Origin of the sequence: Egicoccus halophilus, from assembly GCF_004300825.1 — a bacterium.
GTDB classification, from domain to species: domain Bacteria; phylum Actinomycetota; class Nitriliruptoria; order Nitriliruptorales; family Nitriliruptoraceae; genus Egicoccus; species Egicoccus halophilus.
Map to the genome: position 1 here is coordinate 2,762,058 of NZ_CP036250.1, position 12,230 is coordinate 2,774,287.

Annotated in this window: 10 protein-coding genes and 1 pseudogene; 8 read left to right on the top strand and 3 right to left on the bottom strand. The window is 71.6% G+C overall.

Going from position 1 to position 12,230, the window contains the following annotated elements; translation table 11 throughout:
- Positions 1-26: 26 nt before the first annotated feature.
- Positions 27-1,820, bottom strand: coding sequence for a bifunctional metallophosphatase/5'-nucleotidase (locus ELR47_RS12390; protein ID WP_165404045.1), 1,794 nt, complete (start codon positions 1,818-1,820; stop codon positions 27-29).
- A 184-nt stretch (positions 1,821-2,004) separates the two neighbouring features.
- Between ELR47_RS12390 and ELR47_RS19145 the strand changes: the two genes are divergently transcribed.
- The 3 genes from ELR47_RS19145 (at position 2,005) to ELR47_RS12400 (ending at position 5,279) form a co-directional block, all read left to right on the top strand.
- Positions 2,005-2,718 carry a sodium:solute symporter family transporter gene (locus ELR47_RS19145; RefSeq protein ID WP_205745236.1) on the top strand — a complete coding sequence of 238 codons (714 nt, stop codon included), beginning with the start codon at positions 2,005-2,007 and terminating at the stop codon, positions 2,716-2,718.
- Positions 2,719-2,749: 31 nt separating this feature from the next.
- Entirely contained in the window at positions 2,750-3,499 is a 750-nt protein-coding gene (locus ELR47_RS19150) for a sodium:solute symporter family transporter (protein ID WP_205745237.1), read from the top strand.
- 187 nt (positions 3,500-3,686) lie between these two features.
- Positions 3,687-5,279 carry an HNH endonuclease signature motif containing protein gene (locus ELR47_RS12400; RefSeq protein WP_130650181.1) on the top strand — a complete coding sequence of 531 codons (1,593 nt, stop codon included), beginning with the start codon at positions 3,687-3,689 and terminating at the stop codon, positions 5,277-5,279.
- 112 nt (positions 5,280-5,391) lie between these two features.
- On the opposite strand, the gene ELR47_RS12405 is transcribed toward ELR47_RS12400, so the two are convergent.
- The gene (locus ELR47_RS12405; protein WP_130650182.1) at positions 5,392-5,796 is read right to left on the bottom strand and encodes a helix-turn-helix transcriptional regulator; all 405 of its coding nucleotides are present in this window, start codon (positions 5,794-5,796) and stop codon (positions 5,392-5,394) included.
- A gap of 173 nt (positions 5,797-5,969) precedes the next feature.
- Here ELR47_RS12405 and metA point away from each other — a divergent pair.
- From metA to ELR47_RS12430, 5 genes and pseudogenes are all read left to right on the top strand, one after another.
- Positions 5,970-7,034: pseudogene (gene metA, locus ELR47_RS12410) on the top strand (homoserine O-succinyltransferase MetA); the annotation flags it as partial.
- Between the two features lie 106 nt (positions 7,035-7,140).
- Positions 7,141-8,421, top strand: a complete 1,281-nt coding sequence (locus ELR47_RS12415; RefSeq protein WP_130650184.1) for an O-acetylhomoserine aminocarboxypropyltransferase/cysteine synthase family protein — start codon at positions 7,141-7,143, stop codon at positions 8,419-8,421.
- A gap of 171 nt (positions 8,422-8,592) precedes the next feature.
- A complete protein-coding gene (locus ELR47_RS12420) occupies positions 8,593-9,516 on the top strand; it encodes a proline dehydrogenase family protein (protein ID WP_130650185.1) in 924 nt (307 codons plus the stop codon).
- Complete coding sequence (gene pruA / locus ELR47_RS12425) at positions 9,513-11,138, top strand: L-glutamate gamma-semialdehyde dehydrogenase (RefSeq protein ID WP_130650186.1); 1,626 nt, start codon at positions 9,513-9,515, stop codon at positions 11,136-11,138. Before ELR47_RS12420 ends, pruA begins: the two co-directional genes overlap by 4 nt.
- Before the next feature lie 131 nt (positions 11,139-11,269).
- Entirely contained in the window at positions 11,270-11,704 is a 435-nt protein-coding gene (locus tag ELR47_RS12430) for an SRPBCC family protein (RefSeq protein ID WP_130650187.1), read from the top strand.
- Positions 11,705-11,719: 15 nt separating this feature from the next.
- On the opposite strand, the gene ELR47_RS12435 is transcribed toward ELR47_RS12430, so the two are convergent.
- Positions 11,720-12,205, bottom strand: a complete 486-nt coding sequence (locus tag ELR47_RS12435; protein ID WP_130650188.1) for a DUF456 domain-containing protein — start codon at positions 12,203-12,205, stop codon at positions 11,720-11,722.
- Positions 12,206-12,230: the final 25 nt, after the last annotated feature.

The following is a 12,230-nucleotide window of genomic DNA, read 5'->3' on the forward strand; positions in this document are numbered from 1 at the left end:
GGCCACCTCCGGCATGCCGGGCGAGATCAGTCGGCGAACACGATCGGGGTGTCGCCGGCCACCAGACGCCAGTCGACCGCGTGGAACGCGTCGGCGTCGAGCACGCCCTGCTCGGCGGCCCAGACCGTGATCAGCTCCTGGATGCTCTCGAGCGGGTCGTAGGCCACCTCGGCGGTCGGCAGGACCGGTGGGTTGCCACCGCCACCGGCGACGTAGTTGTCGGTCGCCAGGATGAACTCCTGTGTCGGGTCGAGCGGCTCGCCCTCGAAGCGGACGTCGACCAGCCGCTGCCCCACCGGGCGGGTCAGGTCGATGTCGTAGCTCAGCCCGTACACGTGCTGCAGGAACCACTGGGCGTTCGTGCCCGAGCGCACCAGGCTCGCTCGCGTGTGCGGTCCCGCGTCCTCGACGCCGGTGTAGAAGCTCGCCACCCACTCGAGGAACTCGACGACCTCGCCACCGTTGACCTGTAGCGCGACCAGCACGTTGTTGTCGTACAGGTACAGCGACGCGAGCTGGCGGACGTTGACCTCGCCGGCCGGGACGGTGACCGGGGAGGTCGTCAACGGCGAGCGTGCCGAGAGGATGGGCAAGCCCTCGTAGGCGGTGCCGACCAGGCCCTCGCGGGTCGCCTCGGCCTGCACCAGCGCCATCATGTCGATCGCGGCGACGTCCTCGGTCATGGAGTTGCGCAGCGTCAGCTCCTGCAGCGACGTCGCGACCGGCGCGTTGACGTAGTCGACCACCGCCTGGTGCTGGTCGGTGACCAACTCGACGATCGCCGGGTCGTCCGCGAAGTCGTTGGCGTTGAGGTGCGAGGCCGCCGCCTCGGCGATGCGCCACTGGCCGCGTTCCTTGCGCAGCACCAGGTCGGTCACCCCCAGCCGCTGACCGTGGCTACCGGCCTGCGACACCACGACCTGCTCACCGGTCACCTGGTTGGTGACCAGCCGCTGCGGCACGTTGCTGTGCGTGTGCCCCGCGAGCAGGAGGTCGATGCCGGGCACCTGCTCGGCGACGGCCGTGCCGAAGTTCTCCGGGTAGGGCAGCTGGTCGCCGTAGGACGAGTTGTTCCCCAGACCGGCGTGCACGGCGGCGATGACGAGGTCTGCCCCCTTGGCCCGCATCTCCGGCACGTAGCGGTGCGCGGTCTCGAGGCCGCCGACGAAGTCGAGGCGCCCGTCGACGTGCGTGCGGTCCCACAGCGCGCTGCCCGGGGTCGTCAGGCCGAGGATGCCGACCCGGATCGGCTTGTGCCCGGGCAGGTTGACGGTCTCGATCACGTACGGGGTGAATGCCGGCTCGTCGGTTCCCGCGCGCAGCACGTTGGCGCCCAGCAATTCGGCGTCGAGCTGCTCGGCGAACGCCGACAGCACCGGCAGTCCGAAGTTGAACTCGTGGTTGCCCACGGTCATGGTGTCGTAGCCGATGGCGTTCATCGCGGTTGCGATCGGGTGCGGCGTGCCGTCTGCGACCGAGTCGATCGTCGCGTAGTAGCGGCCGAGCGTGGTGCCCTGGATCGTGTCACCGACATCGAGCAGCAGCGTGCTGCCCGGGGTGCGCTCGGCGCGGACCTGCTCGACCATGGTCGAGACGCGCGCCAGCCCGCGACCGGTGCCGTACGGGCGGTCCTGCAGGTAGTCCCAGTTGAGCAGGCGGGCGTGCAGGTCGGTCGTCGAAAGGATCGACAGCTCGGCCGTGTGGTTGACCACGGCGCGTGGATTGGCGGGTTGGGCCGAGGCCGGCAGCACGGTCACCAGTGCCAGCAGCAGCGCAGTCATGGCGGCACCGAACGTGCGGTGCCGTGGGGCGTGGGACACGGAGGTCTCCTGGGAGGCGGGTGGGTGGAGCCCGCGCATCCAAGCCCCCGGCCCAGGAGTGGGACAAGAGACCCGAACGGCCCGCGCGGATGTCGCCCGACATCCTCGGATACGTCCGTTCGACCAATGACCACTCGCCTCGCGGAAACCTCGCGTCGAGGGTCGCGACGGACGAGGGGGCGTCGTGGTCGAGGTGTCGGTTCCGGTCGTGACCGCGATGGTGCTCTACCTCGTGGGCATGGTCGGCGTCGGGATCTGGATGTACCGGCGCACGCACGACCTCGGTGACTTCGTGCTCGGCGGTCGCTCGCTGGGTACGTACCCGGCGGCACTGTCGGCACAGGCGTCGGACATGAGCGGCTGGCTGCTGCTGGGCCTGCCCGGCGCGATCTACGCCTCCGGTCTCGGCGAGGCCTGGATCGGCATCGGCCTGCTGATCGGGACCTACCTCAACTGGCTGCTGGTGGCCGGCCGCCTGCGCACCTTCAGCGAGCAGGCCGGTGACGCGCTCACGCTCTCGGCCTACGTCGAGCACCGCTTCGAGGACCGGACCCGTCTCCTGCGTCCCACCTCGGCGGTCGTCACGATCCTGTTCTTCGCGATCTACGTCGCCTCGGGGCTGGTCGCCGGCGGGCTGCTGTTCGAGCTGGTCTTCGGTGTCGACCCCGAGCTCGCGATGGCGCTCAGTGCCGTCGTCACCGTCGCCTACACCCTGCTCGGTGGCTTCCTCGCCGTCAGCTACACCGATGCCTTCCAGGGCTCGCTGATGCTGGTGGCGCTGATCGTGGTACCGGTCGTCGGCGTGCTCGCCGACGGCGGTCTCGGGGCCATGAACCAGGCGGTACGCGCCGGCGCCCGGACTGCTCGACCTGTTCGGCGCGGCCGAGTTCACCGGTGACGGATGGGAGGACGCCGGCGCCCTGGGTGTCGTGGCGATCGTGTCCGGGCTCGCCTGGGGACTCGGCTACTTCGGTCAGCCCCACATCCTGGCCCGGTTCATGGGCATCCGCGACGCCGCCCTGGTGCCGGTCGCGAGACGGGTCGGGACCACCTGGGTGGCGATCTGCCTGGCCGGCGCGGTGCTCGTGGGCGTGGCCGGCATCGCCTTCTTCGACACGCCCCTGGACAACGAGGAGACGGTGTTCCTCGGGTTGATCACCGAGACGATGCCGGCCTGGATCGCCGGCATCCTGCTCACCGCCGTCCTGGCCGCGGTCATGTCCACCGCCGACTCGCAACTGCTGGTGACCTCCTCCGCGCTGACCGAGGACGTCTACCGGGCCTACCTGCACCGTGACGCACCCCCACGGACCCTGCTGTGGGTCGGCCGCCTCACGACGGTGGCGGTCGCCGGCGTGGCGCTGTGGCTGGCGCTGCGTGGCGGGACGGTGCTCGATCTGGTCGCCTACGCCTGGGCCGGCTTCGGCGCGGCGTTCGGGGTACCACTGCCGCTGTCGCTGTACTGGCGACGCATGACCGACGTCGGTGCGTTGGCCGGCATGCTCGCCGGTGCCGTCACCGTGGTGCTGTGGAACAACGTCGTCGGCGGCGACCTGTACGAGATCGTCCCAGGGGTGATCGCCTCCGCCGTCGCCTGCGTCGCCTTCAGCGCCCTCGGGTCGCCACCACGGCGCGACTTCGTCACCCAGCTCGCCGAGGCCGAGGCCGCCGTCGAGTAGCCGGGTTCACCGTCTCGGCGACCCGGCCGCGATCGGTCTCGGGGACCGGTTCCGGGAATGTCGAGTCGCGGTCGTCCGGCGACGCTCGCAAACCTTCGACGGCGGCCGCTCGCCCGCGGTCCGGGTTGTCCCCAGGCTGCGACGAAGCCGATCGGTCGGTGTCACACCACGGTGCGACACTGGGGTCATGCTGCTGCTCGAGGCGTTCCCGGACCTGGTGGCCGAACCGGCCACCAGCTACGACCCTGCCCTACCGACGGCCGCCCCGACGTCCGGCGGCGGGGTGGATCTGGACTATCCGGTGTTGGCGCAGGCGCCGCTGCTGGGACAGCTGCTGGCCACGTTGCGGCAGGTCGACCGGCTGATCGCCGACGCGATCGACACCATCGTGGAGTTGCAGGACACCGAGCTGGCCGAAACGGTCACCGGCGTCCCGCTCGAGCAGTGGCTGCTCATCGTGGCCCGCCGCACGGGCACCGACCGGCGCATGCTGCTCACCACCGCCGACGTCTGCCGCCGCCTGCCCGCCCTCCGACACGCCTTCACCGCCGGACGGATCTCCTGGTCCCAGGTCCGCACCCTCGTGCTCCAGCTCCACCGGCTCCCACACCGGCTCGACCGACAGCTCGACGCCGCGGTCGAGCAGGCCATCGATCGGGCCGAGACCGCCGACCCCGACAACCTCGCCACCCTGACCGGCTGGCTGGTGTCCGACCTCACCACCACCGACGAGACCGACCAGCCCGACGACGGGTCCGGGCCGGTCGAGTACCTGACACTCCAACCCCGCCTGGACGGCACCGGCGGACGGTTCCACGGCGAAGCCGGCCCCGAAACCTTCGCCCGCCTCGAAGCCGCCACCGACCCCGGCCCGGTCGGCGGTCCGACCCGGACCCGCTTCGGTGCCAGCCCCGACCCCGACCGGACCGCCGGCAGCATCGCCGAACGCGGCCGACGCCGGCTGCACACCCTGCTCGACCGGCTCGAAACCACCACCTGCACCACCTGCACCACCACCGACCAGGACGGCGGCAGCAGCGGAGGTCGCGTTGGGAGGCGGCGGCTCCCGCCGGTGCGGCTGCTGCTGCGTGCCGAACTCGACACCCTGTGCGACCGCCGACAGACCCCGGCACAACTGTTGACCCGGCTCGTTGGTGGGCGCATGACCCTCACCGCCACCGCCGCACGCCGGCTGATCGACGAACGCGGCGCAGAGCTGCGCACCATCGTCCTCGACACCACCGGCAACGTCGTCGGCGTCGGACGCCGTACCCGGATCCCGCCCGGCTGGCTCACCGACGCCGTCCTCGCGGTCCACGACACCTGCACCGAACCCGGCTGCAACATCGCCGCCACCGCCTGCGACCTCGACCACGCCACCCCCTGGCACCCCACCCGGGCCGACCACCCGCCCGGGACCACCGACGCCGGCAACGTCGGCCCGCTGTGTCGCACCGCCAACCGCACCAAGGAACCCGACGGCTGGACCGCCACCCAGACCCCCGACGGAACCCGCCACTGGCACCACCCCCACACCGGCCTCACCATCGACACCCTCCCCGCCACCACCCGCCTGCGCGTCCCGCCACCAGATGACCTGACACTGGCCGACCCGGCACCACACCACCGCAGCACGGCCGCCCCCGACGGCCACGACCCACCGACGTCACCGCCACTGACCGGATCGACCAGGCTCGTCCACCCCGGCGAACACCCTGACCGCCCCGCCCGCGACGTCCCCAAACCCGGCACGGGCAGCGACCCACCCCTGCCCTTCTGACCGCCCCCGGGCTCCCTTCCACACCGCGTCCCCGCACCGCAGCAACCACCCGACGCCCACCACGCACGCCTCGCCGAGGCGTCGCCGTGGTGGGCTCGGCGTGCGCACCGCATCAGCGCAGCAGGTCGGGCTCGACGGAGGCTGGTTGTAGTCGCAGGTCGCCGCGGCACGACGGCCCGGCGGCGGACCTGCCCGCTCGGATCTCGCGTGGGGTGTCCGAGAACGTCACGGAGGTCCGACCGAAGGCTTCGGTCGACCGGTAGCCGGAACGGACGGCGACCGAGAGCAGCGGCGTGTCACCCGCCACGACCGCCGCCGCGGCCAGCGACACCGGCCGCCAACGGACGGAGCTCGACAGCGGCATGCCGGCCAACGACGTGAACGTCCGCCGCAGGTGGTGCGACGAGGTCTGCGCGATCGGCACGAACTCCTCGACGTCGCCCCCGTCTCCCACGTGCTGCTCGAGGTGCTGCTCGAGGTCTCGAGGGCCCGCTTCAGTCCGTCGATCGTCAGTCACCTCCTCACGGTGACGCAGGCTTACGGGACCCATTCCCCCGTCACCCGACGATCCGTGCCCGTTCCGATCGGGCGGTTCGCCGGGGGCTGCACGGTGTCTCTCGTCACCGGGGGGCGGCACCCGACGCCGCCACCGCTAGGTTGCGACGGGCGTTCCCGACCCGCAGGTCCGTCGTGCCGATCGTCGCCCACTCCGCGCTGCCGACCTTCGGCGAGCTCGCCGCCGTCGGCGAGGACGTCCTCAGCCTCGAACAGGCGAGACACGCCGACATCCGTGAGTTGCACGTCGGCCTGCTCAACATGATGCCCGACGCCGCCCTCCACGTGACCGAGCAGCAGTTCATACGGCTCCTCGGCCACGCCAACCGGATCGTGCAGGTCTACGTCCATCCCTTCACCGTGCCCGGCCTCGTCCGCGACGACGCGGCACGCGACCACATCGAGCGGTATTACACCCCGTTCGAGCAGCTACGCGAGGACGGCCTCGACGCGCTGATCGTCTCCGGCGCCAACGTGTCCAACCCGCGCCTCGAGCAGGAGGCGTTCTGGCAGCCGCTGCTCGAGGTGATCGACTGGGCCGGCGACCACGTCACCTCGGTGCTGTGCTCGTGTCTGGCCACGCACGCGCTGCTGCAGCACCTGCACGGCATCTCCCGTCGTCCGCTGCAGAGCAAGCGCTGGGGCGTCTTCGCGCACCGTGCCACCCGGCCCGGCCACCCGCTGCTGCGTGGGATCAACAGCCGGTTCGACGTGCCCCACTCACGGTGGAACGAGGTCACCTCGGTCCAGCTCGAGGCACGTGGCCTGCAGGTGCTGATCGAGTCGACCGAGGCGGACCTCCACCTCGGCGCCAGCGCCGACGGGATCCGCATGGTGTTCCTGCAGGGCCACCCCGAGTACGACACGGTGAGCCTGCTCAAGGAGTACAAGCGCGAGGTCGGGCGCTACTCGGCCGGTGAGCTCGACCAACTGCCGCCGCTGCCCCAGCACTACGTGTCCGAGTCCGCGGCACGCCTCGCCCACCGCCACCTCGAGGCGGTCGTCGCAGCGCGCGAGGCCGGACGCCCGGCACCGCCCTTCCCGGAGGACGAGTTGGCCGCCGGGCTCGACAACACCTGGGCCGACACCGCCAAGGCCGTGTTCGCCAACTGGCTCGGGCTCGTTCACCGCCTCACCGACGTGGAGCGTGGGGTCCCGTTCATGCCCGGCGTCGACCCCGAGGATCCCCTCGGTCTCCGCACCGACCGACCGCACCGACCGACCGCACCGACCGCACCGACCGCACCGACCGCACCGACCGCACCGACCGAATCGTCGACCGACCACCACCCCGGGAGGGAACCCCATGCCACATGACGAGACCCTGGCGATCCACGCCGGCTACGAACCGGACCCGACCACCAAGGCGGTCGCCGTTCCGATCTACCAGACGGTCGCGTACGCCTTCGACGACGCGCAGCACGGTGCTGACCTGTTCGACCTCGCCGTCCCCGGCAACATCTACACCCGCATCATGAACCCGACCCAGGACGTGCTCGAGCAGCGCATCGCCGCGCTCGAGGGCGGCGTCGCGGCTCTGGCGACCAGCTCCGGACAGGCGGCGATCACCTACGCGATCCAGAACCTCACCAGTTTCGGCGACAACATCGTGACCGTGCCGCTGCTCTACGGGGGCACGTACACCCTGTTCAAGCACATGTTCCCGGCGCAGGGCGTCGAGGTCCGCTTCGCCGCCGACGACTCCCCCGACGCGCTCGGCTCGCTGATCGACGAACGGACCAAGGCGGTCTACTTCGAGTCCATCGGCAACCCGGCGGGCAACATCCCCGACATCGAGGCCATCGCGAAGGTGGCCCACGACGCCGGCGTGCCGGTCGTCGTCGACTCGACCGTGGCCACCCCGATCCTGCTCAAGCCGATCTCGTGGGGCGCCGACATCGTGATCCACTCGATGACGAAGTACATCGGTGGGCACGGCAACTCGGTCGGCGGGATCATCGTCGACGGCGGCCGCTTCCCCTGGGCCGACCACGCCGAGCGCTTCCCGCAGTTCAACCAGCCCGAGCCCGCCTACCACGGCGTGGTGTACGCCGAGGCCCTCGGTGCCGCCGCGTTCATCGGCCGCGCCCGCACGGTGCCGCTGCGCAACACCGGCTCGGCGATCAGTCCCTTCAACGCGTGGCAGATCCTGCAGGGGCTGCAGACCCTGCCGTTGCGCATGGAACGCCACGTCGAGAACGCGGCGAAGGTCGCGCGACACCTCGCCGACCACCCGAGCGTCGCCTACGTCGAGTACGCGGGCCTGCCGGACTCCCCGTACCACGAGCTGGCGCAGAAGTACACCGGTGGCCGACCCGCGTCGCTGCTGACGTTCGGGGTGCAGGGCGGCTACGAGGCGGCGGTGAGGTTCCACGACGCGCTGGAGTTGTTCACCCGCCTCGTCAACATCGGGGACACCAAGTCACTCGTCAACCACCCGGCGTCCACCACCCACCGCCAGCTGACCGAGGAGGAGCTCGTGACGGCCGGGGTGAGTCCCGACGCGATCCGGCTGAACGTCGGCATCGAGCACATCGACGACATCCTCGCCGACCTCGACCAGGCGCTGGCCGCCGCCACCGACTGAGCCGGGTGCTCGTGCGGCAAGACCCGCCCGGACGAGCGGCCGCGGACGAGCGGCCGCACGGTCGGGCGAGCGTCGGCCACCGCGTGCGTGACCATCGCACGGCCGCGTCCGGTGTCCCGCGGCCTGCTTGCATCCGGACGGCACCGAATCCGACCGGCACCAGGAGACCCCATGCTGCGATGGTTGCTCTCGCGCGCGGCCGGTGACCCCCGGCTCGCCGAGCTGGCCGCGACCAGTCCGCTCGTGCGTCCGCTCGTCGACCGGTTCGTCGCCGGCGACACGCTCGAGGACGGTCTCCGGGCCGCCACCGAACTCGCCGCCGTCGGGGCGACGCTGACGCTCGACCACGTGGGTGAGTACGTCACCGACGAGCAGGACGCCGACGCGGCCGCCGGCGCCTACCGCGATCTGCTCGCGCGCAGCGCCGAGGAACAGCTGCCGGCCGGCATCAGCGTCAAGCCGACCCAGCTCGGCCTGCTGCTCGATCGGCCGGGTTGCAAGGCCCGGGTGGCCGACCTCGCCGCCCGCGCCGCCGAGGCGGACGCGCACGTGACCCTGGACATGGAGGACCACACGGTCACCGAGGCGACGGTCCGCCTGGTCGAGCAGGCCCATGCCGACGGGGCGACCAACGTCGGCTGCGCCCTGCAGTCGGCCCTGCATCGCACGCCCGAGGACGTACGTCGTCTCACCCGCCTCGGGGCCGGCATCCGGTTGTGCAAGGGGGCCTACGCCGAACCCGCTCACGTCGCCTGGCAGCGTCGGGTCGAGGTCGACCGGGCCTATCTCGAGGCCGCCCGCTACCTGCTGCGCGAGGCCACCTACCCCCGCTTCGCGACCCACGACCACCGGCTGGTGGCCGCCATCAAGCGCGAGGCCGCGGTGCTCGGACGCGCACGGGACAGCTACGAGTTCCAGATGCTCTACGGCGTCCGCGACGACCTGCAGCGAACGTTGGTGGGCGACGGCTACCGGCTGTGTGTCTACGTTCCCTACGGGACCGAGTGGTTCCCCTACGTCGTGCGCCGGCTCGCGGAACGGCCGGCCAACCTCGCGTTCTTCCTACGTGCCTTGACGAGTGGAGACCAGTCATGAGCGACGGCCGCTTCCGCGTCCCCGAACCCGTCAACGAACCCGTACGGGACTACGCCCCCAGCAGCCCGGAGCGCGCCTCGCTCGAACAGCGCCTGCGCACCATGAGCGGCGAACGCGTCGAGGCGCCCAACGTCATCGACGGGCGCGACGTCACCACCGGCGACACGTTCGTGGCCCGCGCACCGCACCGTCACGACCTCGAGCTCGCCGACGTGCACGCGGCGGGCCGCGACGAGGTGCAGCAGGCCATCGAGGCGGCCCTGGCCGCCAAGCACGACTGGTCGCGGACGCCATTCGAGCATCGCTGCGCCATCTTCCTGCGCGCGGCCGAGCTGCTCGCCGGACCGTGGCGCGACACCCTCAACGCCGCCACGGTCCTCCACCAGTCGAAGTCGGTGCTGCAGGCCGAGATCGACGCCGCGTGCGAGCTGATCGACTTCCTGCGGTTCAACGTCGCCTTCGCCCAGCGCGTGTACGACGAGCAGCCACAGTCGGTCGCCGGGGAGTGGAACCGCACCGACCACCGGCCGCTCGAAGGCTTCGTGCTGGCCGTCACACCGTTCAACTTCACCGCCATCGCCGGCAACCTGCCCACCGCACCGGCGCTGATGGGCAACACGGTGGTGTGGAAGCCCTCGGAGAAGCAGGCACTGTCGGCACACCACCTGATGCGCCTGCTGCAGGCCGCCGGTCTGCCCGACGGGGTGATCAACCTCGTGCACGGTGACGGCGCGCAGGCCGTCGACGTCGCCACCGCGTCACCGCACCTCGGCGGGCTGCACTTCACCGGCTCCGCGGCGGTGCTCTCGGGGCTGTTCCGCAAGGTCGGGGAGAACATCGACCGGTTCCGTGCCTTCCCCCGCATCGTCGGCGAGTCGGGCGGCAAGGACTTCGTGGTGGCGCACCCGTCGGCGGACGTCGACCGACTGGTCGTCGCGCTCGGACGCGGAGCGTTCGAGTACCAGGGGCAGAAGTGCTCGGCCGCGTCGCGGGCCTACGTGCCGCGCTCGGTCTGGCAGCACGTCCGCGATCCGCTGGCCGACCTCGCCTCGTCGCTGACGATGGGCGACGTCGGCGAGGACCTGTCGACGTTCATGGGGGCGGTGATCGACGGGCGCGCGTGGGCCCGCCACCGCGACGCCATCGACCAGGCGGCACACGCCGGCGCCGAGGTCCTCGTCGGTGGCGACCCCGACGACGCCGACGGGTGGTTCGTGCCGCCCACGGTGCTGGTCACCGACGACCCGCGCGCCAGCACGATGACCGAGGAGTTGTTCGGCCCGATCCTCACCGTGCACGTCTACGACGACGCCGACTTCGACACCGTGCTCGGCGAGGTGGACCAGGCGGCCCCGTACGCGCTGACCGGGTCGATCTTCGCCGACGACCGGCGGGCGGTGGCCCGGGCGACCGACGCGCTGCGCGACACCGCCGGCAACTTCTACGTCAACGACAAGCCGACCGGGTCGATCGTCGGACGCCAGCCGTTCGGTGGCGCGCGCCGCTCGGGCACCAACGACAAGGCTGGGTCGGTGCTCAACCTGCAGCGGTGGGTGTCACCGCGGGTCATCAAGGAGACGTGGGTGTCCCCGGTGGACCCGCGCTACCCCCACATGGGCTGAGAGGGCACCCGGCCGAGGTGGCCGGACGGCGGCGGTGCCGGGCCGTCCGGACGCCGCGGCACCCGAACGGCCGCGTCCCGGCGGCCCGCCGACCGGGCACCGTGCACGCTCCCGCACACAAAGGCCGGTCCGTGCCCGAGGTCGTTCGCATCATCCCCGCGTCACGCGACGCCGTGTTCGAGGCGCTGTCGCGCCCGGAGAACTATCCGCGTTGGGTCGTCGGTGCCCAGCGCATCCGCGCGGTCGAGGGTGACTGGCCGCAGGAGGGATCGACCTTCCACCACGTGGTCGGGGCGTTCCCGTTGCGGCTGAAGGACTCGACCAGTGTCGTGACGATGGTCCCCGACGAGCAGCTCGTACTGGAGGCCCGTGGTCGCCCGCTGGGCCGCGCGACGGTGGAGCTGCACCTCGAGGAGGTCCCCGGCGGCACGCGTGTGCGCATGGTGGAGTTCCCGATCTCCGGCCCCGGACGCTTCCTCCCGTCGTTCGTCCTCGGACCGTCGATCCGGCAGCGCAACGAGGTCTCGCTCCAGCGCCTCGAGGACGTGCTGACCTCCGGGCGTTGACCGCCGGGTGACGCGTCAGCGCACGAACGCCGCCACGCCCCACACCGCGATCATGGTGAGTCCGACGACGAGCTCCACGACCACACCGATGCCGTAGGCGCGTACGACCGACCCGACCGAGCGCCATGCCGGTTCCCAGTCCCCCAGTCGCTGGAACTCGGCCACCAGCAGCCCGGCCGCGGCGCCGATCAGGAACCCCAGCACGGGGATGACGAAGAACCCGACGACGGCGCCGAGCGCGGCCAGTCCGAGCGAGCGCATCGGCACGCCGCCGCGGCGTCCGGAGCGCGCCGGCAACCAGATCGTGGCCCCGGTGCCGATGGCGAACAGCACGGTGAGGATGGCCGCGATCGTCCACCCCGCGGTGTCGGTGGCGACCAGCAGGGCACTGCCCGCACCGGCGAGCCACACCAGCAGCAGGCCCGGCAGGACCGGGACGACCACGCCGACCAGGCCGACGAGCATCACGAGCAGGGCGAGGGCGGCGACGACGGGGTCCATGCGTCCTCCTGGACGAAGCGGCAGC

Coding starts and splice junctions, on each gene's coding strand:
- ELR47_RS12400 (WP_130650181.1), top strand. CDS start 3,687: ATGCTGCTGCTCGAGGCGTTCCCGGACCTGGTGGCCGAACCGGCCACC.
- ELR47_RS12415 (WP_130650184.1), top strand. CDS start 7,141: ATGCCACATGACGAGACCCTGGCGATCCACGCCGGCTACGAACCGGAC.
- ELR47_RS12435 (WP_130650188.1), bottom strand. CDS start 12,205: ATGGACCCCGTCGTCGCCGCCCTCGCCCTGCTCGTGATGCTCGTCGGC.
- pruA (WP_130650186.1), top strand. CDS start 9,513: ATGAGCGACGGCCGCTTCCGCGTCCCCGAACCCGTCAACGAACCCGTA.
- ELR47_RS12420 (WP_130650185.1), top strand. CDS start 8,593: ATGCTGCGATGGTTGCTCTCGCGCGCGGCCGGTGACCCCCGGCTCGCC.